At 71.5% G+C, this 25426-nt stretch carries 20 protein-coding genes; 9 read left to right on the forward strand and 11 right to left on the reverse strand.

The window, feature by feature from the left end; all coding sequences use genetic code 11:
- The first annotated feature begins 210 nt into the window (after positions 1 to 210).
- On the forward strand, positions 211 to 3423 hold the full coding sequence (locus LPU43_RS28725) for a non-ribosomal peptide synthetase (RefSeq protein WP_305074942.1): 3213 nt from the start codon (positions 211 to 213) through the stop codon (positions 3421 to 3423).
- Here the strand turns inward: LPU43_RS28725 and LPU43_RS23555 are convergent.
- Positions 3371 to 4342, reverse strand: a complete 972-nt coding sequence (locus tag LPU43_RS23555) for a LysR family transcriptional regulator (RefSeq protein WP_229402692.1) — start codon at positions 4340 to 4342, stop codon at positions 3371 to 3373. The genes LPU43_RS28725 and LPU43_RS23555 overlap by 53 nt on opposite strands.
- 150 nt (positions 4343 to 4492) lie before the next feature.
- Between LPU43_RS23555 and LPU43_RS23560 the strand changes: the two genes are divergently transcribed.
- Positions 4493 to 5452: a DMT family transporter gene (locus LPU43_RS23560; RefSeq protein ID WP_229402693.1), complete on the forward strand. Its 960-nt coding sequence runs from the start codon at positions 4493 to 4495 to the stop codon at positions 5450 to 5452.
- Here LPU43_RS23560 and LPU43_RS23565 read toward each other — a convergent pair.
- A complete protein-coding gene (locus LPU43_RS23565; protein ID WP_229402694.1) occupies positions 5446 to 5817 on the reverse strand; it encodes a hypothetical protein in 372 nt (123 codons plus the stop codon). The two genes, LPU43_RS23560 and LPU43_RS23565, sit on opposite strands and share 7 nt — an antisense overlap.
- Before the next feature lie 518 nt (positions 5818 to 6335).
- On the opposite strand from LPU43_RS23565, the gene LPU43_RS23570 reads away from it, so the two are divergent.
- The 3 genes from LPU43_RS23570 (at position 6336) to LPU43_RS23580 (ending at position 9435) form a co-directional block, all read left to right on the forward strand.
- Entirely contained in the window at positions 6336 to 7814 is a 1479-nt protein-coding gene (locus tag LPU43_RS23570; RefSeq protein ID WP_229402804.1) for an MFS transporter, read from the forward strand.
- Between the two features lie 41 nt (positions 7815 to 7855).
- A complete protein-coding gene (locus LPU43_RS23575; RefSeq protein ID WP_229402695.1) occupies positions 7856 to 8428 on the forward strand; it encodes a TetR/AcrR family transcriptional regulator in 573 nt (190 codons plus the stop codon).
- Between the two features lie 710 nt (positions 8429 to 9138).
- Positions 9139 to 9435: a helix-turn-helix domain-containing protein gene (locus LPU43_RS23580; protein WP_043961674.1), complete on the forward strand. Its 297-nt coding sequence runs from the start codon at positions 9139 to 9141 to the stop codon at positions 9433 to 9435.
- 66 nt (positions 9436 to 9501) lie between these two features.
- On the opposite strand, the gene LPU43_RS23585 is transcribed toward LPU43_RS23580, so the two are convergent.
- The 7 genes from LPU43_RS23585 to LPU43_RS23615 all read right to left on the reverse strand — a co-directional run bounded on the left by LPU43_RS23585 (position 9502) and on the right by LPU43_RS23615 (position 17299).
- Complete coding sequence (locus LPU43_RS23585; protein WP_229402696.1) at positions 9502 to 11136, reverse strand: beta-N-acetylhexosaminidase; 1635 nt, start codon at positions 11134 to 11136, stop codon at positions 9502 to 9504.
- A gap of 2 nt (positions 11137 to 11138) precedes the next feature.
- Positions 11139 to 11975, reverse strand: coding sequence for a carbohydrate ABC transporter permease (locus LPU43_RS23590; RefSeq protein ID WP_229402697.1), 837 nt, complete (start codon positions 11973 to 11975; stop codon positions 11139 to 11141).
- The gene (locus LPU43_RS23595) at positions 11972 to 12868 is read right to left on the reverse strand and encodes a carbohydrate ABC transporter permease (protein WP_229402698.1); all 897 of its coding nucleotides are present in this window, start codon (positions 12866 to 12868) and stop codon (positions 11972 to 11974) included. Before LPU43_RS23595 ends, LPU43_RS23590 begins: the two co-directional genes overlap by 4 nt.
- Positions 12868 to 14154, reverse strand: a complete 1287-nt coding sequence (locus LPU43_RS23600) for an extracellular solute-binding protein (RefSeq protein WP_229402699.1) — start codon at positions 14152 to 14154, stop codon at positions 12868 to 12870. The genes LPU43_RS23595 and LPU43_RS23600 overlap by 1 nt, the downstream gene beginning before the upstream one ends.
- 204 nt (positions 14155 to 14358) lie before the next feature.
- Positions 14359 to 14739, reverse strand: coding sequence for a RidA family protein (locus LPU43_RS23605; protein WP_229402700.1), 381 nt, complete (start codon positions 14737 to 14739; stop codon positions 14359 to 14361).
- Positions 14740 to 14741: 2 nt separating this feature from the next.
- Complete coding sequence (locus tag LPU43_RS23610) at positions 14742 to 16001, reverse strand: amidohydrolase/deacetylase family metallohydrolase (protein ID WP_229402701.1); 1260 nt, start codon at positions 15999 to 16001, stop codon at positions 14742 to 14744.
- Positions 15998 to 17299 (reverse strand): helix-turn-helix domain-containing protein, encoded by a 1302-nt coding sequence (locus tag LPU43_RS23615; protein WP_229402702.1) that lies wholly within the window; start codon positions 17297 to 17299, stop codon positions 15998 to 16000. Before LPU43_RS23615 ends, LPU43_RS23610 begins: the two co-directional genes overlap by 4 nt.
- A 149-nt stretch (positions 17300 to 17448) precedes the next feature.
- On the opposite strand from LPU43_RS23615, the gene LPU43_RS23620 reads away from it, so the two are divergent.
- A complete protein-coding gene (locus tag LPU43_RS23620) occupies positions 17449 to 18693 on the forward strand; it encodes an alanine racemase (RefSeq protein WP_229402703.1) in 1245 nt (414 codons plus the stop codon).
- 43 nt (positions 18694 to 18736) lie between these two features.
- Here the strand turns inward: LPU43_RS23620 and LPU43_RS23625 are convergent, their stop codons facing one another.
- Positions 18737 to 19924, reverse strand: coding sequence for an ROK family transcriptional regulator (locus LPU43_RS23625; RefSeq protein ID WP_229402704.1), 1188 nt, complete (start codon positions 19922 to 19924; stop codon positions 18737 to 18739).
- Between the two features lie 103 nt (positions 19925 to 20027).
- The gene (locus tag LPU43_RS23630; protein ID WP_229402705.1) at positions 20028 to 22460 is read right to left on the reverse strand and encodes a family 20 glycosylhydrolase; all 2433 of its coding nucleotides are present in this window, start codon (positions 22458 to 22460) and stop codon (positions 20028 to 20030) included.
- Positions 22461 to 22901: 441 nt separating this feature from the next.
- Here LPU43_RS23630 and LPU43_RS23635 point away from each other — a divergent pair, with 441 nt between their 5' ends.
- Genes LPU43_RS23635 through LPU43_RS23645 form a run of 3 tightly spaced genes read left to right on the forward strand, consistent with a single transcriptional unit; the run spans position 22902 to position 25401 of the window.
- Positions 22902 to 23621 (forward strand): ABC transporter permease, encoded by a 720-nt coding sequence (locus LPU43_RS23635; protein WP_229402706.1) that lies wholly within the window; start codon positions 22902 to 22904, stop codon positions 23619 to 23621.
- Entirely contained in the window at positions 23618 to 24400 is a 783-nt protein-coding gene (locus LPU43_RS23640) for an ABC transporter ATP-binding protein (RefSeq protein WP_229402707.1), read from the forward strand. The genes LPU43_RS23635 and LPU43_RS23640 overlap by 4 nt, the downstream gene beginning before the upstream one ends.
- The gene (locus tag LPU43_RS23645; protein ID WP_229402708.1) at positions 24397 to 25401 is read left to right on the forward strand and encodes an aliphatic sulfonate ABC transporter substrate-binding protein; all 1005 of its coding nucleotides are present in this window, start codon (positions 24397 to 24399) and stop codon (positions 25399 to 25401) included. Before LPU43_RS23640 ends, LPU43_RS23645 begins: the two co-directional genes overlap by 4 nt.
- The last annotated feature ends 25 nt before the right edge of the window (positions 25402 to 25426 follow it).

A 25426-nucleotide genomic window follows, 5' to 3' on the forward strand; every position in this document is an offset into this window, starting at 1 on the left:
CCCCACTCCCCGTGGATCTGGGCACACTCACCGTCAGGTGACCCCAGTATTTGTATCTGTATCGATGGCGTAAATCAATTAAGAATTTCTAAATCGAGCTTGTAGCGATTCTGCACCAAATGGCAGGTCGACCAATGGGGCGGATCCCCTACAATTTCCGGGCAACGGATGATGGCCGCCGAATCACGCAGATATGCAGGAGGTTGGGCCGTGCCTGGCAACGAGACGCCGACCGGCGGGACTCTCGACACGCTGCTGCGGAGAAGCGTCGAGGCCCACCCCGACCGCTGTGCCCTGCGCGGCCAGGGGCAGAGCTGGACCTACACCGAGCTGGACCGGCGGGTCGGCCGGCTGGCCGGCGCGCTGCGCGAGCGCGGGGTGGGCCCCGGCACCCGGGTCGGGCTGCTGCTGCCCCGCTCGGCCGAGTGCGTGGCCCTCATCCTCGCGGTCCTGCGCCGGGGCGCGGCCTACGTCCCGCTGGACCCCGGCCACCCGGCCAGGCGGCTGGCGTACGTCCGCCGGCACAGCGGCGTCCACCTCCTGGCCACCGCCGATGGGCACACCGCGCCACCCGGCCCCGGGGAGGACGTCGCCCTCGCCGACCTGCTTCTGGAGGGCGAGGGGTGCACGACGGACGCCCCGTCGTCGAGCGACGCCACCCCCGACGGCACCGCACACGTCCTCTACACCTCGGGCTCCACCGGAACCCCGAAGGGCGTGCGGCTCAGCCACCGTGCGGTCGCGAACAACGTCCGCGCCTGCGTGCGCACCTTCGGCCTGCGGCCCGACGACACCCTCGTGCTCAAGACGCCGCTGACCTTCGACGTGAGCGCGTACGAGATGTTCTCCGCCCTGGCCGCCGGGGCCTGTCTGGTAGTCGCGCCCCCCGGTGCCGAGGGTGATCCCGACCTGCTCGCGGCGACCGTCGACAACCACCGGGTCACCGTCCTGTTCACCGTCCCGGCGCAACTGCGGGCGCTGACGGAGACCGGGGCGTTCGCCCGGAACACGTCCCTGAGGGCGGTGATGAGCACCGGCGAGAAGCTGCCGGCCGCGCTGCAACGGGCCTTCCACGGCGTCCGCCGGGAACCGCTCTACAACTTCTACGGCCCGACCGAGACCGCGTTCGCGACGGCCTACCGGGCGGTGCCCGAGAACGCCGCCACCTGGGCGGACCAGGCGAGCGTCCCGATCGGACAGCCGCTGGACAACGTCCGCTGCTACGTCCTGGACGACACCGGACGGCCGGCGCCCGACGGCCAGGCCGGTGAGCTGCACGTCGGCGGGGAGAGCCTGGCGGACGGCTACCTGGACGACGACGAACGCACCCGCGAACGGTTCCACCACGTCGACCTCGGTGGCGGGCGGACCGACCGGGTCTACCGCACCGGTGACCTGGTTCGCCGCCTGCCCGGCGGGGACCTGCTCTACCTGGGCCGGGCCGACGACCAGATCAAGATCGCAGGACAGCGGATCGAGCTCGGCGAGGTGGAATCCGCCATCCTCGATGTGCCGGGCGTCCGCGCGGTGGCGGTCACCGTCCGGGAACGTGACCCCGACGGAGCGCCCGAGCTGTCGGCCTTCGTGGAGTTCGACCCGACGGGCCACCGCACCACCACCGAGCTGCGTACCGCGCTCGCGGCGTGGCTGCCCGCACGCATGGTCCCCGCCCATCTCGTGCCGGTGGCGAGGATCCCCCTGCTGTCCAACGGGAAGACCGACCGGCTGGCCCTGGCCCGGCTGCACCCGTCGACCCCCGCCCCCCGGCCACCCGGGGGCCGACCGGTCACCCCGCTGCGGCAGGACACCCCGATGGCGGAACTGGTCCGCCGGTGCTTCACCGAGGCACTGGGTGGCCCGCCACCGACGGACGACAGCCACTTCCTGCACGAGGGGGGCGACTCCCTCCTCGCCATGCGGGTGGTGGCCCGGCTGCGCCGGGCCGGCGTGCCGATCTCCGTGGCCGAGTTCCTGTCCCATCCGGTGCTGGCGGACCTGGTCGCGTACCTGGGCAGGTCCCCGGCCCGCCCGGTGCCGCCGGAGACCGGCGGCGCCCGCCCGGCCACGGCCCCGACGGCTGTGGCGCCGGTACACGAGTGGTTCACCGAACGGGTCCGCACGGACCGGACGTACTGGAACATGTTCGTGCGGCTCCGCGTGCTCCGGCCGCTGGTCCCGGCGCACCTGGAGGCCGCGCTCCGGGCCCTCGTGGCGGCACACCCCGCCCTGCGCGCCCGCTTCGTCGACGACGGGACCGGGGTGCGGATGGCGCCCGCCGAGGGGATCGCCCCCGACCGACTGGTACGCACCCTCGACGTGACCGGCACCGCCGAGCGCGACGCCGCCGTCGACCGGCTGCACCGGTCCCTCGATCCGTCCACCGGTGACCACCTGCGGGCGCTGGTGGTCCACGACCGGGAGGGCGACGCCACGTACCTCGTCGTCGCGATCCACCACCTCGTCGTCGACATCGTCTCCTGGCACGTGCTCCTCGACGACCTGGTGGTCACGCTGGACGCCCTGGAGCGCGGCGAGGAACCCGCGCTGCCGGCGCAGGCGGAGACCTTCCAGGGCTGGATCGAAGCCCTGCCGGCACTCGGCGCGGACCCCCACGAGGCGGCCTACTGGCTCTCCGTTCTGCGCCTGCGCCGGGCGGCACCGAGCCTGGCGGCGCGCGGCCCGGCCCGGCCCGAGCAGGCCGGAGGGCTCCTGACGTTTCGGGTCCCGGCCGCGAAGACCCGGCAGTTGCTCGGTCCGGCTCCGGTCCGGCTCGGGATGTGCGTCCACGACGTGATGGCGGCGGCCGTCGGGCTCGCGCTCGCCCGCTGGCGTCCGGACGGGGCCGTGACGTTCGACCTGGAGACCCACGGCCGGCACCGGTGGCCGCAACTGGACCGGGTGGTCGGGTGGTTCACCGCCGTCTTCCCGGTCGCCTGGCCCAGCGCGCCGGCGACCGACCTGGCCACCGAGCTGGCCCCCGCGCGGGCGGCGTTGGCGGCGGTGCCGCACGGCGGCACCGGCTACGGCGTCCTCCGCCGTCACGCCGGCGACCCGGGGACGGCGGCGGCACTCCGGGCGACGCCGCCGGCCCTGGTCTGCTTCAACTACCTGGGCCGGGGCGACCTCGGCCCGCCCGGCGACCGGTTCCGGCCCGACGGCACCCCCGTGCCGTGGGAGGCACGCTCTCCCCGTGCCGAGCGGCCCTACCCGGTGGAGGTGTCGGCCGTGGTCCTCGACGACCAGCTCGCCGTGTGGCTGAGCTGGGCCCCCTCGCCCGCCGACGGGCTGGACGAGTCGTCGGTGCGTCGCCTCCGTACGCACCTACGGACCGTGCTGGACGAATTGGCGCTCGCCCGCGTCGCCGAGGTGGTCAACGGAGCAGCGCCGCCCCCCGCCCACCGTCAGCCGGGCCTGCACCGGTAGTGCCGAGCCTGACCGTGTCGTCCAGATTGGCGGTGACCGCAATGAACGCGTTGATCAGCCGCCGCAGTGTGGGCCGGCTGCGGGCGGCGCTGCGCACGGCCACCGAGATCCGTCGCCGCAACGGGCGCTCGGCCAGCACCAGGCACCGCACGTCGTACCGGGTCTGGGCGATGGCGATCGCCGGCACGAACCCGATGCCCAGACCGGCCTCGATCATGGCCAGCATGACGGTGAAGTCGTTGCTCATGTACGCGATCTCGGGCGTGAACCCGGCGTCGGCGCAGGCGCTGACCATGGCCGCGTGGCACAGGGTGCCCACCTGGCAGGTCAGCCACGGCTCGGCCGCGTACGCGGTCATGGGGAGGGCCGGCCGGGCGAGTGGGTGTCTCGTCGGGAGGACGAGATACATCTGTTCGCTGAACAAGGGGGTGAACTCGGTCCCGGGCTCGACCAGCGCCGGCGACGGTTCGTACTCGTCGACCAGTGCGAGGTCGATCTCTCCACGGCGCAACGCCGGCAGGCTCTCGTGGGCCTCCATCTCGTGCAGGCCGATCTCGACCGGGCGTCCCTCGTTCACACAGAACGCGAGGGCCTGCGGGACCGCCAGTCGGGAGACGCTCGGAAAGGACGCCAACCGCACGGCGCCTTCGACGCCGTCCCGCAGATGCGCGAGCTCGGTCTTGGCCCGCTCCACCTCGGCGAAGATGCGCTCGGCGCTGCTGACCAGCACCCGCCCGGCCTCGGTCAGGGTCAGTTGACGGCCCTTGCGCTCCAGCAACGGCATGCCGATTTCCTTCTCCAGGGTCGCAAGCTGCTGGGACACCGCAGAGGGAGTTAGCTGTGCCGATTTTCCGACCGCACTGACCGTGCCGAGAGAGGCGAAATGAGAAAGCAGGCGGAGTCGCCGAAGATCCAACATCGGTTCCAGACTTATCGGTCGCTCACAGGTGCATCACCGAAGATTGCTTCTCGTATTCATCACCCTCACCCGGAGTGAGGCGTTATCGAACGTACTACAGCTTAAAGATCCGTTCAATGGCTCCGGTACAAGAGACAGCAGGCACCCGCTATGGATCATCAAACCGCATCCTCCTACGTCGGTCCGGACCGGCAGATCACCCCGATTCCCGACGCCCGCCGGCAGGGGGCCCTCCTGGTGCTGGTCGCCGCCGTGTTGTGGGGCACCACCGGTGCCACCCAGGTGCTCGCGCCGCCCGAGGCGTCCGCGCTCGGCATCGCCACCGCCCGGCTCTGCACGGGCGGACTGATCCTGCTGGCGTGGGCCCTGGCCCACGGCGGGACCGCCGGGATGGCCGCCTGCTGGACCCGCTCCACCTGGGCGCTCACCGTGGTCGGGATCGGTTCGGTCGCCGCCTACCAGGCGCTGTTCTTCTCCGCCGTGCGCAGTACGGGCGTCGCCACCGGGACCCTGATCGCGATCGGCTGCGCGCCGTTGATCACGGGCCTGCTCGGCCTGGCGATCAAGGAAAGGCTCACCCGCGTCTGGGCGGTCGGGACCGCGATGACCGTCGCCGGACTGGCGCTGCTCTCCGTTCCCGGCGGCGCGGTGCTGGTGCGACTCTCCGGGGTGCTGTACGCGCTGGCCGCCGCCGCCGCGTACTCGACGTACACCGTGGCCGGACGGATGCTGCTCTCCCGTGGGGTCGACGGGCGGGTCGTGGTCGGCAGCTTCTTCGGTTTCGCCTGTCTGCCGATCGTCGCGCTCTCCGCCGGTGACGACTTCACGTGGCTGGCCGACTGGAGCGGGATCGGCGTCACCCTGTGGCTGGGTATCGGCGCGACGGCGGTGCCGTACCTGCTGTGGATCCGCGGCCTGAAGACCACGGCGGTGTCGTCGGCCACCGCCATCGGCCTCGCCGAACCGTTGATGGCGAGCGCGCTCGGCATCTTCGTCCTCGGCGAGGAGGCCACCGGCTGGACCCTCACCGGGATGGCGGCCATCGTCGCCGGGCTGGCGGTGGTCGGCCGCGACGGCACGGACGCCAGGCAACCGGCGACGCGTCAGTAGATGGCGTCCCCGGGAACGGCGTCAGCGGCGACCACGATCGGGATCGCCTGGGCCTGCCCCTCGGGGCTCGCCGGATGCGGGGCCCCCAGCACCAGCGCCTGCGACACGTACGGGCCCATCTCGCGCTCACCGAGATTGACGCACGCCACTACGTTCGCACCGACCAGCTCGTCCTCGCCGATCAGCGCGTACTGGCCGACCGAGACGCGTTTGCCCAACGGGCCGAGATCCAACTCGATCACCCGGCACGGGAAGCGCGTGTTCTCGGCCATGGGCGCCGACAGGACCCGTGCCACCCGGAGATCGATATTCTGGAACTTGCCAAAAGTGATCTGCGGCTTCACCGCCGCGGCAGCTCCGGCCATCGTCCGTCCTTTCCCATTGCCGGGGTCGGACCGCCCTGCGGCGGATACGGCGACCCCGGTCGATAGCGAACCGGCTCCACCCTATCGGATCGGGCGGGTGCGAACCGGAACCGGAATGGCACCGGCACCACGGGGCTGGCCCACGATGGGAACACGCCCCGATTCCCCCTTCGCCGGCGCGCCACCCGAAGCCTATGCCTCCCCGACGCGAAATCGGAGCACGGGTCGCCACCGTGTCTACGACAATGCTCCGGCCGGCGGCGGGCGCCGCCGCGGGGATGGAGCATCGGTTTCCTAAGGCGGCTCTATTTGTAATCCGCAGGCTGGCTGCCTGTGCTCTGCTCCCTGGCTCGACGCCAGTGGGCCGCCGGGCAGCGGAGCGGCGTGGCCCTCACCCCACCTCGCTAGTTGTACGATGGTTCTAATTGAACTATCGTACGACTTCTTTCGGTCGAGCGAGGAGGAACGTGGTGAGCGGACGGGCGGCTGCGCCTGCGGGTGCGCGGGCATGGGCGGGGATGGCCCTGTTGGCGCTCCCTACGTTCCTGCTGGGGCTGGACGTCACGGTCCTGTATCTGGTGCTGCCGGCCGTGGCGGCCGACCTCGGGCCGTCGGCGACGCAGACGCTGTGGATCATGGACGCCTACGGCTTCCTGCTGGCCGGCTTCCTCGTCACGATGGGCACCCTGGGGGACCGTGTCGGGCGGCGTCGGCTGCTGATGATCGGGGTCGCGGCCTTCGCGGCGGTCTCGGTGGTCGCGGCGTTCGCGCCGAGCGCGGAGCTGCTGATCGCCGCGCGCGCCTCGCTGGGGATTGCCGGTGCGACGCTGATGCCGTCCACGCTGTCGCTGATCTCGAACATGTTCGCCGACCCGAGGCGGCGGGCGGCGGCGATCGGGGTGTGGGCCACGGTGTTCGCCGCCGGGATGGCGGCCGGGCCGATCGTCGGCGGTGTGTTGGTCGACCGCTTCTGGTGGGGTGCTGCGTTCCTGGTCGCGGTGCCGATCGCGGTGCTCGTGCTGCTGCTGGGGCGGGTACTGCTGCCGGAGTACGCGGACCCGCTTGCCGGCCGGCTCGACCTGGCCAGCGTGGCCCTGTCGCTGACGGCCATCCTTCCGATCGTCTATGCCGTCAAGCGCGCTGCGGCCGAGGGCCTCGATGCCGGCGGCATCCTCGCCGTGGCGGTGGGGGTGGTCGCCGGTGCGGTGTTCTGGCACCGGCAGTCCCGCCTGGCGGACCCGCTGCTGGATGTCTCCCTGTTCAGGAACCGGGCGTTCAGCGTCGCGCTGACGGTGCTGCTGGTCGGACTCGTGGGGATGGGCGGCGCCATGTACCTCGTCACGCAGTACCTGCAACTGGTGGAAGGGCTGAGTCCGTTCGCGGCGGGCCTGTGGATGGGGCCGCCGGCGCTGGCGATGTTCGCGGCCGGCATCGGTGCGCCCGTGCTGGCCCGGCGCATCCGGCCGGGCTACGTCATGGGCGGCACGCTGGGCGTTTCGCTGATCGGCTACGCCCTGCTGGCTACCGCCGGCCTGAACGACGAGCTGCCGGTGGCCGCGGGGTTCGCCTTCGTCTACCTCGGCCTGGGCGCGATCGCCGCGCTGGGCACCGACATCGTGGTCGGCTCCGCGCCGGCGGGGAGGTCCGGTTCGGCGGCCTCGCTGTCCGAGACCGTCCAGGAACTCGGCATCGCCATCGGCGTGGCCGTCCTGGGAAGCCTGACCACCGTCGTCTACCGCAGCCAACTGATCGTGCCGGCCCGCCTGTCCGGGAGCGAGGCGACGGCGCTGACCGACAGCCTCGGCAGTGCCGGCGCGATCGCCGACGACCTCCCACCCGGTGTGCTGGTCGAGGCCCGGCTCGCCTTCACCACGGGGCTGAACGTCTCCTCCGTGGTCGCCGGGCTCGCGATCGCCGCCGCCACGGTGCTGTGCCTGCGCATGCTGCGCCACGTGCCCCGGCTCGGACAGGCACAGCACACCGGCACCGAGATTTGAACGATGGTCCGACTATCCTTGCAGGTGGTGGTTGCGAGGAGGTGGAGACGATCGACAGGGACGACGCCGAACACACCGACGGACGCTTCGCCCGCGGCGCGAGGCGCCGAAGCGAGATCATCGAGGCCACCCTGGCAGTGGTCACCCGTGACGGCGCGGCGGGCGTCACCCACCGCACCGTCGCCAAGCAGGCCGGCATCACCACGTCCCTGAGCACGTACTACTTCACGACCCTCGACGACCTGCTCGTCGCCGCCCTGACCAGCGTCGCCGACGTCTACACCGCCCGCATCCGCCAGATCATCGACACCCCCGGCGACAAGCTCACCGGCCTGGCCGAACTCATCGCCGAGACCGCCGGTGTAGGCCGCGAACGTGCGCTCGCCGAACGGGAACTCGCCACCCTCGCAGCCCGTAGGCCCGCACTGCGCCCCGTGGCGCGCCGGTGGCGGGAGAACGTCGCCGAACTCTGCGCCACCCTCACCGACGACCCCGTCGCCGTCGCAGGAGTGGTCGCTGCCTCCGACGGCCTCTGCACCGCCATACTCCTCGACAACGGCCCCGCCGACCCGGGGTACCTCCGGGCCGTCCTGCACCGGGCGCTCCACCACTGACGGACGGGCGTGGTCGTGTCGAAGCGGGCGAGCAGCCGCATGTCCTGCACCACCGTCTCGAACGGCGGTCCCGGCGACGCGGGCTTGTCGCCAGGGCTCGCGCCCTGCCTGCTCGGCGGGCCAGTCATCCTGATGACCGTCGGCCAGGAAATCTAGGCTGGAGCGGCTAGACATCTTCTGCGGTGTGGCATACTCTTCCTCGAGTCGAGAGGAAAGATCCGTCAAGACGCAGACGGGCCGCCCGGCCGTGAGGACGCGACGGGCGGCGAGGAGAGGAACATGCTTCACCGTTCCTCCCGAAAGGCAGTAAGAGCACGTCAGCCCCGGCGTGACACGTGCCGGGGCGCAGGTGGGGCCAAGGCTTTTTTTGGGACTCCAGCTGATGTTCGCCGTACGTGTCGGGGCCATGAAGTCGCGTGGGCTCCGGTGCCGGCGGACCGTACGACCGCAAGGGAACGAAGTAGCAGAGAAAAGGGAGGGCCGTACACCGTTGGATCGCCCGCCGTCGGCCGTCATGTCAGGCCGGGCGGACACCGCAGTTTCCATCGAACGAGAGGTGGTCTTCGGTCACGCATATGCGATCCTCGTACCAGCCGTCAATGACGGTTGGTGCGGATACGACAAGCCGACGTTCTTGTCGGTAGATGGTGTTCTGACCGTAACCCTGGGCCCCGGCGCTTACGCGCCGGGGCCCTCGACGTGGAGGTGGCATGGGGCAGAACCCCGACGACATGTTCGGCGATGAGAACTACCCGGCCTACACCATCGGCCAGGCCGCGGAGATGCTCGGCACCACGCAGGACTTCCTGCGCCGCCTGGACGAGGCGAAACTGATCAACCCGCACCGCTCCAGCGGCGGGCACCGCCGCTACTCCCGCTACCAGCTGCGCTTGGCCGCCCGGGCCCGGGAAATGGTCGACCAGGGCACCGCCCTGGAGGCCGCCTGCCGGATCATCATTCTGGAAGACCAACTCGAGGAAGCCCTCCGGCAGAACGAGAAGCAGTAGCGGGGGCCGCGGCGGCAGGACTGACCAGCCCTGCCCTCGTGCGAGGTGGTCGGCGAGCGATGGATGTCACGCTGGCCCGTCGGGTTGCCGCACGTTGCGGGTCAGCGCGGCGAGTTCCGCATCGCGGTCGGCCCGGTCCCGGGGCCAGCCCGGCGCGTCCGGTCGCCGTTGCCAGGGAAGCGGCCCATCGGGCCGGCGGTACTCGACGCCCAGCGCGTCCAACCGTCGCAGGTGCGCGGTCAGGCGTTCGTCGAAGCCGTCCCAGGGCGGGGCCGAGCCGGGCGACCAGGCGGCCTCGGCGAATGCGGACAGCCGGGGGAAGGCCAGGTAGTCGACCGCCCGAGGGCTGTCGGCGTGTTCGGTCCAGAGGTTGCACTGGGCGCCGAGGACCCGGTGCCGCAGCTCGGCCGGGAGCCCGGGAGGCATCGGGTCGAAGGCCCGGACGTCCGCGACGGTGAGCACCGTACCCACCGGGACCGGTTCGTCGGGCGAGTCGGACTGGCGGTAGTCCAGGTAGGCGGAGCTGTCCCAGCAGGCCACCACGTCGTGCCCGGCGCGGGCCGCCGCGACGGCCAGCGCCGGTCCGCGCCACGCGGCCACCGTCGCGCCAGGCGGAGGGTGGCCCTCCAGGATCTCGTCCCAGCCGAACATCACCCGGCCGTTGGCGGCGAGATGGCGCTGGAACTGTTGCACGAACCAGCTCTGCATCTCGTCCTCGTCGCGGAGGCCGAGTTCACCCAGGCGTCGCTGCAGGGCGGCACTGGCCCGCCACTCGTCCTTGATGCACTCGTCGCCCCCGATGCCGATGTGCCGGCTGGGGAACAGCTCCATCACCTCGTCGAGCACGTGGCGGAAGAACGCGACGGTCTCGTCGGACACGTTGAGCACCCGCCGGGAGGCCCCCCACCGGGCGGCGACCGGCACCGGCTGGTCGGGGTGGTTGCCCAGCCACGGGTACGCCGCGATGGCGGCCTGGGTGTGGCCGGGCAGGTCGATCTCCGGGACCACCGTGACGAAACGCTCGGCGGCGTACGCGACGATCTCCCGGATGTCGTCCTGGCGGTAGAACCCGCCGTGCGGCCGGCCGTCGAAGCGTTCGTGCTGGCGGGACCCGACCATCGACTCGGCGCGCCACCCGCCGACCTCGGTCAGTCGCGGGTAGCGCCGGATCTGCACCCGCCAGCCCTGGTCGTCGGTGAGATGCAGGTGCAGCACGTTGAGCTTGTGCGCGGCGAGCAGGTCGATGAAGCGCAGCACCCCGGCGACCGGCACGAAGTGCCGGGCGACGTCGAGCATGCAGCCCCGCCAGCCGAAGCGCGGCTGGTCCCCGATGTCGACGCACGGCACCGTCCACGGTCCGGCCGTCACCGGTGCCCGCCGGTACACGGCTGCGGGCAGCAGTTGCAGCAGGCTCTGCACCCCGTGGAAGACGCCCGCCGGGGTGCCGCCGCTGATGCTGATCCGGTCGGGGCGTACCCGCAGTCGGTAACCCTCGGCGGGCAGGGCCGGGTCGAGGGTGAGCGCGACGGTGGCGTCCGGAGCGGCGGCCTCGGGCAGCGGCAGCCCGGTGGACCCCGACAGGGTTTCCCGCAACCGCCGGGCGACCCCGGCGCAGGCCGGGTCGCTGCCGAGGGTGGTCACCCCGGTGAGGGTGTGCGTGCCCGGTCGGGGGTCGGTGGTGACCGGTAGGGGTAGCAGCATCATCAGTCCTTCACCGCCCCGCCGAGCCCGGACACCAGGCGGCGTCGGACGAAGATGAAGAAGATCAACACCGGGAGCGTCATCAGCGTCGAGGCGGCCATGATCCCGCCCCAGTCGTTCTCGTCCGGCTTGAAGAACACCAGCAGCGCGGCGGGCAGGGTCTGCCGCTCGGTCGCGCTGATGATGAACGTCTTGGCGAACAGGAAGTCGTTCCACGCGATGATGAAGGAGAACACGCTGGTCGCGGCGAGGCCCGGCGCGACCAGCGGGAACAGGATCCGCCACAGGATGGTGAACCGGCTCGCGCCGTCCACCGTGGCGGCCTCCTCCAGCTCCGCCGGGATCGCCGCCACGAACCCGCGCAGCATCCAGATGGCGAACGGCAGGCTGAACGCCAACTGGACCAGGACCAGCGAGCCGAGGGTGTTCAGCCCGACCCCCGGCACCGCACGGCCGAGATCGCGGATCTGGAAGAACAGCGGGATGCTCAGTGCCTCGACCGGCACCATCTGCGCGACCAGGAACATCACCAGGATGGTGGTCCGGGAACGGAACCGGAACCGGGTCAGCGCCACCGCGGCCAGGAACGAGAGCAGTGCGCTCAGCACCACCACCGCCAGCGCGACGGTCAGGCTGTTGAGGAAGTACCGCCCGAACCCGCTGACGCCCAGGGCCGAGCGGAAGTGGTCCAGGGTCGGGTTCAGGGTCCAGGGCCGGGGATCGGCCGACTGGATCTCGCCGGTCGGCTTCAGCGCCGACAGGACCATCCAGTAGATCGGGAACACCGTCACCACCGCGACCAGGATGGCCACGGTGTCGGCAAGCCGGCGGCGGATCACAGCGCCTCCCCGCTGCGGCGCAGCGCCCGCAGGTAGAACAGGGTGACCACGAGCAGGATCACCGTCATCACGACGCCGATCGCGGAGCCCAGGCCGTACTGGGACGAGGCGAACGCCTTCTGGTAGGCGTACACGTTGAGCACCATGTTCTGCCCGGCGATGCCGCCACCGCGGGTCATCACGTAGATCTGCGTGAACACCTTGAAGTCCCAGATGATCGACTGGATCACCACGATGGTGATGAGCGGGCGCAGCATCGGGACGATGATCCGGCGGAAGGTCGTGAACGCCCCGGCCCCGTCCAGCGCGGCGGCCTCCCGCACCGATTCGGGGATGGCCTGGATCCCGGCGTACAGGGTGATCATCACGAACGGGAACGAGTGCCACACCACCACCGCGCCGACCAGCGCGAAGGCCACGCTCCGCTCGTAGAGCCAGTTGTAGCCGGGCAGGCCGAGCACCTCGTTGACCAGGCCGAGGTTGCTGTCGAACAGGAACAGCCAGACCACCGAGCCGGTCATCGCCGGTGCGGCCCAGGCGGCCAGCGCGGCGAACGACAGCACCGTCCGCGCGACCCGGCCGACCCGGGTCAGCAGCATGGCCAGGGCGGCGCCCACCGCGAGCGTGACGACCACGCAGCCGGCCGCGAAGACCACCGTCTGCCCGAGCACGGACCAGAACACCTGGTCCCCGAACAGGGCCCGGAAGTTGCCCAGGCCCACGAACCGGGCCGGCACCCCGCCGCTGACCTGCGGCTGCCCGTAGTCGAACAGGGAGAGCAGACCGAGCTGGTAGAGCGGGTACGCGAACATCGGCACGAGGACGACGAGCGCAGGCAGCAGCAGCCACAGGGGTGTCAGCCGCTGCCTGCGGATCGTTGCGGATCTCCTCATTACTTCGCGAACGCTGCGGTGATCTGGTTGTTCGCGTCGGCTGCCGCCGCGTCGACGGTGGCCCGTCGGGTGATCACCTTCTGGAGCAGGTTCGGCACGATCTTCTCGGCGTCGATGGTGGTCCACGCCTTGTCCACCGGTACGAACCGGGTGCCGGCGTCCATGGTGTCGATGAACGGCTTGAGGAACGGCTCCTTGGCGGTCACCTCGTCCCGGGCCGACTTCATCGCCGGCACGAAGCCCATCGCGTCGTACAGCTTGATGCCGTACTTCTTGCCGGCCAGCAGTTGCATGAACTCCACGGCCAGGCTCCGGTGCGTGGCGGAGCGGAAGACACCCAGGCTGCTCCCGCCGGCGAAGGCGGGTGCGATCGAGCCCGGCTTCGCGCCGGGCAGCGGAACCACGGCGTACTTGCCCTTCACCGCACCGGCCTCCACGGCGGAGCGGCTGAAGTTGCCCAGGATGCCCATCCCGGCCCGGCCGGCGGCGAACGTCTCGACGGTGCCGCCACCGGTCAGGTCCACGCACTGCTTCGCCGGGCAGATGTCGTCGCTGAACAGGTTGGTGTAGGCGGTGATGCCGGCCTTCGACGCGGGCGAGTCGATCGTCGCGGTGTACCGGCCACCCGAACTGGTGGCGATGTCACCCCCGGCGTCCCAGATGAACGGCATCGCCCCGAAGGTGTACTGCCCGCCGACGGTGATGCCGACCATGTCCTTGCGCGCGGCGCGGACCTTCTTGGCCGCGTCGACCAGCTCGGCGTACGAGGTGGGGGGCCGCAGCCCGAGGTCGGTGAAGACGTCGGTGCGGTAATACAGCGCCCGGACCCCGATCCACCAGGGCACGCCGTACGCCTTGTCGCCGACGGTGACCGTCTTGACCAGGTCCTTCGGCAGGTCGCCGGCCTCGGACCACTTCGCCATGTCCTCGGTGACGTCGGCCATGCCGTTGGCGGCGACGAGACCGGCCAGGTCGGTGTTGCCGACCTCGGCCACGTCCGGCGCGCTGGCCGGGTCGTTGAGCGCACCCTTGTACTTCTCGGACCGGGTCTCGGTGGCCAGGTAGCTGACGTCGACCTTGACCTCCGGACGGTTGGCGGTGAACTCGGCGACCGCCTCCTTGACCACCGCCTCCTTGGCGGCGCGGTTGGCCTCGTCGAAGAGCCAGACGCGCAGGGTGCCGGTCTTGGCGTCGGTGCCGTCGGTGGGCTGTTCGGTGGAGGGGGCGCAGGCGCCGAGGCCCAGCGCCAGCGCGACGAGCGCGGTGAGGGTGAGAGGTTTCCGCACGGGTATCTCCCTGGATGAGGAGCCATGTTCTTAAGTAGCTCGATATGAATGTGCTACAGACTGAGTCGCTCCGACGGTTCACGTCAAGCCCCTGATTTCCCAGCTCAGAAGGGGTTTCGGGGCAGGCCGGCGGGCCGACCGGCAGCGCCGGACGGTGGACGGCACGGGGGAGTGCCGTGGTCGTGCCGAGTGACAGGCGACGCCCTACCCGCCCAGGTACAGCACCGCGTCGACCTCGATGTCGAAGCCGACGAGCGCCGTCGGCAACGTGGTGCGGGCGGGAAGGTTCTCGGTGCCGAAGAACTCCACGTAGATCTCGTTCATCTCCGGGAAGTCGGCGAAGTCGCGCAGGTACACCCCGACCCGGACGACCTGGCTGAGGTCGCCGCCGGCCGCCTCGGCGACCCGGGCCAGGTTGGTGAACGCGGCCCGCGCCTGCGCGGCGAAGTCACCCCTGACCCACGTGCCGTCCGGCAGCACCGGACACGCTCCGGCGAGGTAGGCGTGGTCACCCGCGATCACGGCGTGGGAGTACGGCCCGCCGGGCGGGGCCGCCTGGTCGGTCATGATGATCTTCTTGGACATGGTCAAGCTCCATTTCGGGGAAACTGTTCGGCGAGCCCGTCCGGACCCACCAGGGGCGTGGTGAGCAGTCGACGTACCGCGCGGTCCCGCCCGGCCAGGGCGTGCCGCTGGGTGTCGGTGAGCGGCACCCACGGGGGGACCGGCTGGGGCAGTTGCGGCGGCAGGAGTCGACCGGCGCGGTAGGTCAGCTCGTTGACCAGCCGCAGCGGTGCCGTACGGCACTGCCCGTGCACGTCGGCCAGCTCGAAGCGGCCGGACTCGACGGTGAACACGGCGATGTCGGCGGGCGCGTCCGGCGCGAGCGTGCCGAGGCCGTCGGGCAGGCCGAGGGCCCGTGCCGGGGCGACGGTCGCGCCGGCCACCACCTGTTCGAGGCTCAGGCCGACGGCCGTCAGCTTGGCCATCGTGGTCGGCAGGTCGAACACCGGCCCGTGCAGCGACCTGCTGTGCAGGTCGGTGGAGATGGTGTGCGGCGGCATGCCGGCGGCCAACTGTGCCTCCAGCACGTCGAACGCGAAGCCGCCCGAGCCGTGCCCGATGTCGAACAGCACACCCGCCTGGTACGCCTCCCTGGCGGCCGGGTCGTACCCCGCCGCACCGGCGGCGATACCGCTGGCGCAGTGCGTGATGATGTCCCCCGGCCGCAGCAGCGGCAGCAGTTGCGCGATCGAGGGCGGCGCCGCACCGATGTGGACCATCACCGGCAGCCCGCAGTCGCTGGCCACCTCGGTCGCCCGGCGGAGCGGGGCGAGCCCGTTCGCGCCCACGTTGTGCCGGTCCATCCGGACCTTGATGCCGACGATCGTGTCGCGGTGCGCCCGGACGGTCTCCACCGCCAGCTCGACGTCGCAGTTGGCCAACTCCCGCGACTCGCCGACCGGCGCGACCAGGCCCACCGCCGAGATGTTCAGCAGCGCGGGCACCCGTACCGCGTAACCGGCGGTCCTCGCGGCGAAGGCAGGGAACGTGTAGGCGCCGGCCGAGCCGGCATCGACCCAGGTGGTGACGCCCGAGTGCCAGGCCACCGGGTCGGGGTCGATGCCCCAGTAGGTGCCCCCGGCATGGACGTGCGTGTGCAGGTCGACCAGGCCCGGCGTGACCAGCAGGCCGGTCACGTCGACGACCTCGGCGGCGCCCGCGCGCGGCAGCTCCGGCGCCACCGCGGCGATCCGGCCGTCCCGGACCGCGATGTCGTGCCGACCGCTGCGCCCGGCACCCGGGTCGAGCAGGTCGCCGCCGGTCAGCAGCAGATCCCAGGTCATCGGAGCTCCGTCGCGGCGCTGATGCACAGCCGGTACAACTGGGCGGGGCGGCCCTTGCGGTGCATCTGGGTGCTGCCCTGCCCGATGACCAGCCCGGCCTCGCCCAGCTTGCGGATCAGGCGGCGACCGCTGGGGTCGGTGATGCCGAGCTGCTGCGCGAGATCGCTCGGGGAGATGGCCCGACCCTCCAGGGTCCGTTCGACGGCCGTCAGCCGGGACAGCGTCGCGGCGCTCAACCCCACCTCGCCGGCCAGCCGCTCCAGTTCGGCGTCGTGCCCCCGGTAGGTGAACGCGACGGAGGTGCCGGCGGGGTTCATCGGGCCGATGATGACGCCGCTGTCCTCGATCAGGTAGGCGCTGGGCTGCTCCTCCTGCTCGGCCCGGGCGGCGGCCCGTTCCGCCAGGTGCAGGCAACTGCGGGCGGACGCGCCCACCCCGAAGCCCGCCGCAACCCGGATGCCCAGGGTCTCCTGGGCCTGGCCCAGCACGGGCAGCGAAACCCAGCTCTCGGTCGCCTGCTCGAACAGGGCCTGGTGAGCGAAGACGACCACCCCGCGCCGGTCCCGGTCCTCGATCCAGGCGTCACCGAGGCCCGGGGTGTTCAGCAGCAGGTTCATCAGGCCCACCCGGGCCCGGTCCAGGTCCCGTTCCGGGCCGGCCCTGCCGACCAGGAAGACGCCTGCGGCGAAGCGCAGCGCGCTCGCCTGCCGGGACTGCACCCGCAGGGCGAGCTCGTGCAGTTGCGCCCGTAACGTGGCCGGTCCGGGGAGTCCGCCGAGCACCCGGATGTCGTCGTCCCGCAACTGGGCGGCGACTGCGGTACGCAGGCTGATCACGTAGTCGGCGCGGGTGCGGGCCAGGGCCGCCCGGTGGAACGCCACGATCTCGGCCACGCTCTGCTCCGGGTCGTAGGGCAGGCAGGTGACCTCGGCGGGGTCCAGCCCCGATGCCCGGACGACCTCCGCCACCGTCTGGGTGTCGTAGGTGTCGATGCTGACGGGTGTGGGCCGCCATCCCCGCGACAGCGCCTTGAACAGGGCCAGCGACAGGTCGAGCCCGGCCGAGCGCAGGATGGCGATCGGCAGTCCGGCCGGCAGCAGATCCCGGCACTTCGCGTGCGGGACGGGGCCGAGCAGCAGGCCGTCGACGCCCTGCCGCGCGAGCAGGCCGCCGACGAGGTCGCGGATCTCGTCCTCGTGCTCGTAGACGACCCACTCCAAGGTCACCCCGGCCAGGGTCCGCGCCGCGTCCGCGAAGACCGCGCGGTGGCTGGCGTGGATGACCAGACCGATAACCATGGTCTCCCCTAGTTCGAAAATGGTCCGTTGAATGCGTGGCGGTATCGTGCGCTGTCCCGGACTTCACCGTCAAGACATTGACCTGGCGTCGGCGATGGGGCAGGCTGCGCTGCCAACAGCGCACTACATCTGAACCTGTAGGAGGGCCGGTGCTCCGCGACCACAGCGACGGGCAGCTACTCGACTGGCGCGCCAAGGGGTTCTGGCAGCCCGGCCCGCCGGTCTCCGCCGCGACGTTCGCGGCTGCCGGCCACCAGCTCTTCGGCGGCGCCCTGACCTGGCCGGTGCTGGTCGCCCGCCGGGAAGCCCTCACGCACAACATCGCGACGATGGCCGCCTTCTGCGCCCGGCACAACTTCTCCTTCGCACCGCACGGCAAGACCACCATGGCACCCGCGCTGTTCGCGGCCCAGCTCGCCGCCGGGGCATGGGCGATCACCGTGGCGACCGCCAACCAGATGCTCGCCTGCCGGGCCTTCGGTGTGCCCCGGGTGCTGCTGGCCAACCAGCTCGTCGATCCGACGCCGCTGCGCTGGCTGGCCGGCGAACTCGACCGGGGGTTCGACGCGCTGATCTTCGTGGACTCGGTCGCCGGGGTCGAGGCCGTCAGCGGCGCGCTCGCCGAGCACCCCGGCGAGGCATCGGTACGGGTCCTGGTCGAGCTGGGGCATCCCGGCGGACGGGCCGGTTGCCGCACCATCGGCGAGCTGGTCGAGGTCGCCGAGGCGGCCGCCGCCGCACCCCGGGTCCGCCTCGACGGCGTCGCCGTCTACGAGGGCGGCCTGCCGGACGTCGGCGCGGTCGCGGCCTACCTGGACCGGACCCGGGCGGCGGTGACCGAGCTGGCCGACCGTGGGCTCCTCGCGGAGGAGGTCGTCGTCAGCGCCGGCGGAAGTGCCTACTTCGACATCGTCGCCGACCGACTCGGGGGCGACTGGCTATCCGGTCGGCGGCTGCGCGTCGTGCTGCGCAGTGGCGCGTACGTCAGCCACGACCACGGCATCTACGCCGAGCGTACGCCGTTCCGCCGGGTGCCCGACGAGGGCGAGCTGGACCCGGCGCTGGAGCTGTGGGCGCAGGTCACCTCTACTCCGGAGGCCGGACTGGCGATCGTCGGGATGGGCAAGCGGGAGGCCCCCTACGACGAGGGGCTGCCGCTGCCGCTGCGGATCCGGCGGGTGGACGGGACCGTCGAGGACGGCACCGCGCTGGGCGTCACCCGCCTCAACGACCACCACACCTTCCTCAGCGTCCCGCCCGGCACCGAGGTCCGCCCCGGTGACCTGGTCTGCTTCGGCATCTCCCATCCGTGTACGGCGTTCGACAAGTGGCGGTTCATCCCGGTCGTCGATGACGACTACACCGTGGTCGACGTCCTGGACACTTATTTCTGACCTCGTCCGGCCGCGTGCGCGCGGCGCTGCCGTAGCCGCCGGCCTACGCGGTGGGCAGGGCCGGCAGGGGTTCGCTCACCTTGAGCCGCAGGGCGGCGGCGACGGCGCCCAGGGCGCCGCCGTCGTCGCCGAACTGGGCGGTCACGACGTCCAGGGGACGCGGGTGGCGGGGGATCGCCAACTGCCCGATCGCGGTCCGCACCGGACCGAGGACCGTTTCGCCGGCCTGGGCCAGGATGCCGCCGATGGCCACCTTCCCCGGGTCGAGCTGGACCACCATCCCGGACAGCACCCGGCCCAGCAGCGTGGCGGCGTGCCGTACCTCGCTCTCGACGGTGGGTTCCCCGGCACGCGCCCGGGCCACCAGGTCGGCCGGGTCCGCGACGGTCACGCCACGGCGGGCGCAGCGCTCGATGAGGGCCGACGGGCGGATCAGCAGTTCGAGGCACCCCCGACCGCCGCACGGGCAGGGGGCGCCGTCGGGCTCGACGCTGACGTGGCCGATCTCGCCGGCGGCCCCGTGGGAACCCCGGGCGAGCCGGCCGTCGACGATGAGCCCGCCGCCCACGCCGTCGTTCCACCGGACGTAGATGGCGTCCCGCACGTCCCGGGTCGCACCCCAGGTGCCCTCTGCCAGCGCGGCCAGCCGTGAGTTGTTGTCGGTGACGACGGCGACGCCGTACCGCTCCTTGATCCGTTTGCTGATCTGCTTCGCGGCCACCGAGGGCCTGTCGTCGGCCGGGCCACCCCGGCCGCCCACCAGGCCGGGCAGACCGAGGCCGATCGCCTCCAGCGCGCGCAGGTCGATGCCGTGCCCGTGTACGAGGTCGTCGATCAGCTTGATCGTGGCGTTGGCGCGCCGGACCGGGCCTGCGGTCAGCGCGACCGCACGGCTGCCGCGGGCCAGGATGTCGTGGCTGAGGGTGGCGACGATGACGGTGATCGTCGCCCGGCCGAGGTCGATGCCGATGATCCGACCGGCGGACGGGTTGAGGCTGACGGTGGTGGACGGCCGCCCGCGGCCACGGTGGCCGGAGAGCTGCGGCTCGCGCTCGACCACCACGCCGCGGGCGATGAGGTCGCCGATGATGTCGAACAGCGTGGTACGCGACAGCCCGGTCAGCCGGATCAGCTCGGCCCGGCTGAGCGGGCCGGCGCTGCGGAGTTGGGCCAGCAGGGCCTCGGTGTGCGCGAGCCGCACGCGTTGCATGGCATCCGGGCGTTCGATCACCGCACCATCATGACCGATCCCCGCTTTCCGCCCGCGTCGCGGCACGACGTACGGCCCCAGCGACCGGCGCCGTCACGGGGTGGGTGACGGCGCCGGTCGGCGGTCAGGCGGCGCGAACGGTGACAGTCAGCGGCGCCTCGACCGGGGGCAGTCCGGCCGAGCGCACCGACAGCGTCCCGGTGTACGTTCCCGGTGCGCCGAACGTGCGCCGGGACGACACGGTGAACGCGCTGTTGATCCGCATCGCCGTGATGCTCGGCTCGCGCGTGGCGGTCGGCGTCAGCGTCTCCACCCGCCCGTCGCTCCAGGTGACCGTGGCGGTCAGGTCGGCGGAGCCGGCCCCGGGGGCGGTGACCGTCCAGGCGGCGGCGGCCGGTGCGCCGACGGTCGCGGTGGTCGCCCGGCCGATCGCCTGCCGACGCCACGCCACGTCGGCGGTGGGGAAGAAGTTGACGCCCTGGAGCGTCAACCGGCCCCCGGCCACCGACAGGCGGGTGGTGAAGTCGGCGTAGTCGCGCTGCGCCTGCGGCGTCCAGCCCACCTCCGCGGTGGCGATCAGGCGCGGCAGGCTGTAGTACTGAGCCTGGTCGAGGCGGCGGATGAACTCGCCCCAGAGCACCGATTCGACACCGAGCACGCTGGTCTCGGCGATGTTCGGGATGTAGGTGCCCGGGTTCCAGTTGTAGTGCCGGTCCAGTCCGCACGGCCCGCCGCAGGCCCAGGTGGCGCCGAGCGGCTGGCGGGAGTCCTGCTTCTGCGGCACGTAGGTGTGGGGGGCGGGGGAGAGGACGACCTTGGCGCCGCGCCCGTTCACCGCGTTGGCGACGGCGGTGCGGTCGCCGTTCCAGTACTGCACGACGGCCTTGTTCTGCGGCAGCGCGGTACCGGCGTACTCGTTCCAGCCGACCACGGTCTTGCCGAGCGAGGCGACCTTCGCGGTGAAGGCGTTGACCATCGTGGTGTAGTTCGCGTGGCTGGTGACATGGGCCTCGTCGCCGCCGATGTGCAGGTAGGGACCAGGGGTCATGGCGGCGATCTGGGTCAGGACCTGGGTGACGAACTCGTACGTCACGGTGCTGGCGGCGTCGAGGGTGGAGTACCCGACGTTGCCGGTGCCGTTGGCCGGGGCCGTCTGTGCTCCGGGTGCCGGTTTCGGCGCGGCGCCGGCCGTGTTGAGCTGTGGGACGGCGTGCAACGCCGCGTTGGTGTGCCCAGGCATGTCGATCTCCGGCACGACCGTCATGCCGTTCTCGCCGGCGTAGCGCACGATCTCGGCGTAGTCGGCCTTGGTGTAGAAGCCGGTGACGCCCAGCTCGGTGCCCATCAGCTGACCGTTGTCGTTGTACGTCATGGCGGTGCGTCCACTGACCGAGGTGAGCCGGCCGTAGTCGATGCCCGCCGGGTTGTCGGCCGGGTTGTCGACGGCGATCCGCCAGCCCTGGTCGTCGGTCAGGTGCAGGTGCAGGCGGTTGACCTTGTACTGTGCCGCGGCGTCGATGTACGCCTTGACCTCGTGCACGGGGTAGAAGCTGCGGGCGACGTCGAGCATCATCCCGCGGTGGGCGAAGCGCGGGTAGTCGGAGATGGTCACGGCCGGCACGGTCCACGGGGTGTCGACGACGGTGTCGGACTCCACCCACTGGGGGAGGAGCTGCCGCAGTGTCTGCACTCCGTTGAGCGCCCCGTTCGGCGTGTCGGCGCTGATCTGGACCCGCGCGTTGGTGACGGTCAGCCGGTACCCCTCGGCGGCCTGCCCGGCCGGTCCCTTGCCGGCGCCGACCTCGACGACGATGGGTGCGGGTGCGGAGCTTTGGCTGACCACCGGTAGCCCGTAGCCGGTGGCCGGGCGCAGGAGCCGGGCCAGATAGGTCGCGGGTGCGGTCGCCTGCGGCCCGACGGCGACGATGGGCGTGTCCCGGTGCAGGGTGTACGGCGTGCCGCCGGTCTCCGACATCGACACCGGTTTGGGCAGCAGGCCCCGCGAGGGGGCGGGAGCCGGCGCCGGGGCGTTCCAGATTTCGAACTCGGCGATCGAGTAGCCGTATGCCGCCCACCGCCGATGCCCCTGCATCCGCACGTGGGACACCGGCTGCGCCGAGTCGACCACGATGACGTCCGTGCGGGGGCAGGTGTCGCGTTGGAGGCGGGCGACGTCGGTCCAGGTGGTGCCGTTGGCCGAGGTCTGCAGGGTGAAGTCGCGAGCGCACGCGTTGGGCCAGTTGAGCACGACGTGGTCGACCGTGGCGGGGGTCGCCAGCCGCACCTGCACCCAGTTGTCGTCCTGGTACTTCGAGGACCATCGGGTGCCACGGTCACCGTCGTTGACGTGCGCGGCGACGAAATCGGCCCGGTCGAGTTCGACGCTCGACGCGGTGGCGGTGCCGGCGCGGGCCAGGTTCACCGGCGGGGTGTCGGCGGCGGCCGGGGCGCCGGAGGTGACGGGTGCGACGAGCGTGGCGGCGATCAGCACGGCGACGTGCGCCGCGATGGTCCGGCGTCTCGATCCGGGTCTGGGGCGGGAGCGTGGAATCGGCACGGGACTCCTTCGTCCGTCGCCCGGGTCGCCGGGCGGCTGGGGATGGCTCGGTACGCCGCAGTCTGGTCGACCGGTCTAAATACGTCAATGGGCTGAACATTAATGAACGGGTGGTTACGCGAGTCGGGCCAGCGTTGTTACCGGCCCCGGGGCCTCGTACGCTGTCGACGTTCCAGCTCCCGACGTCCTGCGGACGCGGTGCGAGGCACCCTGCGCGGCCCGGCCGGCACGGGCAAATTAGTCCGAAGGGTTGACAAGATTAACCTGGTGCCGAAGGATTCCCTTACCGTGAGCGTCGCCCTGCCGGGCACCGACGCCGACATCCGACCTGGGCCGCGGAGGGCTACTGTGCCGATAGACGTTCAGCCACCCCCGACCCGTGGGGCGGAGAGAACCCGCGCGGCACCGCCGCGTCGCGCCGTACCGCTGCCGGTGTGGAACGTGCTCGCCGTCGTGCTCGGCATCGGCGTCTGGACCGCACTCGCCCGGGCCGGGGTGTCGGGCCTGCCCGGCCCGCAGGCGGTCGCCGTCCGCTTCGGTGAGCTCGCGGCGGACGGCACCCTGCTCGACGACAGCCTCGCCAGCCTGCGCCGGGTGCTCATCGGATTCGCGCTCGGCAGCGCCCTAGCGGTGCCGGTCGGCTTCCTGATGGGCTGGTACCGGACGGCGCGCGGCCTGATCGAGCCCTACGTGCAGTTCTTCCGCACGATCCCGCCCCTGGCCGTCATCCCGCTGGCCATCCTGCTCATGGGCATCGGGGAGACGCCGAAGATCTTCGTCATCTTCCTGGCCGCGTTCCTGTCCTGCGTCGTGTCGACGTTCCAGGGCGTGGTGAGCGTCGACTCCACCATGATCAACGCTGCCCGGGTGCTCGGCGCCAACGACGCGGTGGTGTTCCGCCGGGTCGTCGTCCCCGCCTCCACCCCGTTCATCCTGGTCGGCATGCGCGTCGGCCTCGGCGCCGCGTGGGCGACCCTGGTGGCGGCCGAGCTGATCGCCGCGCAGGAGGGCCTCGGCTACCGGATGCAGCAGGCCCAGATCTACTACGACCTGCCGAGCATCTTCGTCGGCCTGATCACCATCGGCGTGCTCGGTCTGATCATGGACCGACTGCTGCTCGCTGCGGAGAAGCGCCTCACCGGATGGCAGGAACGCCGATGACCGAGAAGATCTCCTTCCGCTCCGTCAGCCGCACCTACGACGTGGGCGGGCAACCGTTCCACGCGCTGCGCGACGTCGACCTGGACATCGCCGACCGCGAGTTCGTGACCGTGGTCGGGCCGTCCGGGTGCGGCAAGTCGACCCTCATGAACATCGCGGCCGGCCTCGTCGACCCCACCGGTGGCGAGGTGCTCGTCGACTCGCGGCCGGTGCACGGGCCCAGCCCGGAACGGGGCGTCATCTTCCAGCAGTACGCGCTCTTCCCCTGGCTGACCGTGCGCCAGAACGTCGAGTTCGGTCTCCAGATCGCCAAGGTCGGGCGAGCCGAGCGGCGTCGCCGGGCGCAGCACTTCATCGACCTGGTGGGCCTCACCGACTTCGCGGACGCGCTGCCCCGGATGCTCTCCGGCGGCATGCGGCAGCGCTGCGCGATCGCCCGCGCCTACGCGGTCGATCCCGGCATCCTGCTCATGGACGAACCCTTCGGCGCGCTCGACGCCCTCACCCGGGTGCAGTTGCAGGACCAACTGCTGGCCACCTGGGGCTCCGAGCGACGCACCGTCATGTTCATCACCCACGACGTCGACGAGGCGGTCTACCTCGCCAACCGGGTCGTCGTCATGGCGGCCAGGCCGGGCCGGGTGTACGAGGTCATCGACGTGGACCTGCCGTACCCGCGTACCGAGGCCGTCCGACTCTCGGCTGAGTTCTCCCAGATCCGCAACCGGGTCTGGCGCGCCGTCTACCACCAGACATCTTCGGAAGGTGCATCGCTATGAGCCCTCTGTCCCGTCGCGCCGTCCTTGCCGGCCTCGTCGGCCTCGGCACCGCCGCAGCACTCACCGCCTGCGGCGACGACGAGCAGCCCGGAGCCGGCGATGGCGGCGGTGCGGAGCCGGTCAAGCTGGGCTACATCGCCGACTTCACCGGCGCGAGCCTGATGGCGATCGCCCAGGAGAAGAAGCTGTGGGCCCAGCACGGCCTGAAGCCGGACCTGAAGGTCTTCACCAACGGCCCCCTCCAGGTGCAGGCGCTCGGCGCCGGCGACCTGGACTTCGGCTACGTGGGTCCGGGCGCGCTGTGGCTGCCGGCCTCCGGCAAGGCCCGGGTCGTCGCTGTCAACTCCCTCGGCTTCGCCGACCGGGTCATCGCCCAGCCGGGCATCACCTCCGTCGCCGCGCTCAAGGGCAAGAAGATCGGCGTGCCGGAGGGCACCTCGGGCGACATGATCGTGCGCCTGGCGCTGCGGCGGGCCGGGCTCTCCATCGACGACGTCCAGAAGGTCGCGATGGACCCCAGCACCGTGGTCACCGCCTTCGGCTCCGGCCAGATCGACGCGGCCGGCATCTGGTACCCGCTGATCGGCACGATCAAGAAGCGGGTGCCGAACCTCGCGGAGCTGGCCAAGAACGAGGACTTCTACCCGGACATCAGCTTCCCGTCCGCCTACGTCGGGCGCAACGACGTGGTGACCGGCAAGCCGGACCTGGTGAAGAAGGTGCTCGCGGTGCTGCGGGCGGCCAACGACGAGCGGGCGGCCGACGTGGACCGGGCCGTCGAGGTCACCGCGAAGTTCCTCAAGTCGGCGCCGGTCGACCAGCTACGCGCCGAAGCCACCAACGCCCGGTTCCTGACCTCCGCCGAGCTCGCCGCCAAGTCCACCGACGGCACCGTCGCCGGCTGGCTCGGCGGCCTCAACGGCCTCTTCAAGGACCTCGGCAAGCTGCCGGACGCGGTGGACCCGAGCACCTACTACGACGCCGCCGCGTACGCCTCCTGAGCGCCAGTCGCAGGAGAAAGGAACA

It is taken from the genome of Micromonospora okii (assembly GCF_020884795.1).
In the GTDB taxonomy this organism is placed as follows: domain Bacteria; phylum Actinomycetota; class Actinomycetes; order Mycobacteriales; family Micromonosporaceae; genus Micromonospora; species Micromonospora okii.

Excerpts from the sequence above, each read along its gene's own strand:
- LPU43_RS23555 (WP_229402692.1), bottom strand. The coding sequence starts at position 4,342 with ATGTTGGATCTTCGGCGACTCCGCCTGCTTTCTCATTTCGCCTCTCTC.
- LPU43_RS23560 (WP_229402693.1), top strand. The coding sequence starts at position 4,493 with ATGGATCATCAAACCGCATCCTCCTACGTCGGTCCGGACCGGCAGATC.
- LPU43_RS23565 (WP_229402694.1), bottom strand. The coding sequence starts at position 5,817 with ATGGCCGGAGCTGCCGCGGCGGTGAAGCCGCAGATCACTTTTGGCAAG.
- LPU43_RS23570 (WP_229402804.1), top strand. The coding sequence starts at position 6,336 with ATGGCCCTGTTGGCGCTCCCTACGTTCCTGCTGGGGCTGGACGTCACG.
- LPU43_RS23580 (WP_043961674.1), top strand. The coding sequence starts at position 9,139 with ATGGGGCAGAACCCCGACGACATGTTCGGCGATGAGAACTACCCGGCC.
- LPU43_RS23585 (WP_229402696.1), bottom strand. The coding sequence starts at position 11,136 with ATGCTGCTACCCCTACCGGTCACCACCGACCCCCGACCGGGCACGCAC.
- LPU43_RS23595 (WP_229402698.1), bottom strand. The coding sequence starts at position 12,868 with ATGAGGAGATCCGCAACGATCCGCAGGCAGCGGCTGACACCCCTGTGG.
- LPU43_RS23605 (WP_229402700.1), bottom strand. The coding sequence starts at position 14,739 with ATGTCCAAGAAGATCATCATGACCGACCAGGCGGCCCCGCCCGGCGGG.
- LPU43_RS23610 (WP_229402701.1), bottom strand. The coding sequence starts at position 16,001 with ATGACCTGGGATCTGCTGCTGACCGGCGGCGACCTGCTCGACCCGGGT.
- LPU43_RS23615 (WP_229402702.1), bottom strand. The coding sequence starts at position 17,299 with ATGGTTATCGGTCTGGTCATCCACGCCAGCCACCGCGCGGTCTTCGCG.
- LPU43_RS23640 (WP_229402707.1), top strand. The coding sequence starts at position 23,618 with ATGACCGAGAAGATCTCCTTCCGCTCCGTCAGCCGCACCTACGACGTG.
- LPU43_RS23645 (WP_229402708.1), top strand. The coding sequence starts at position 24,397 with ATGAGCCCTCTGTCCCGTCGCGCCGTCCTTGCCGGCCTCGTCGGCCTC.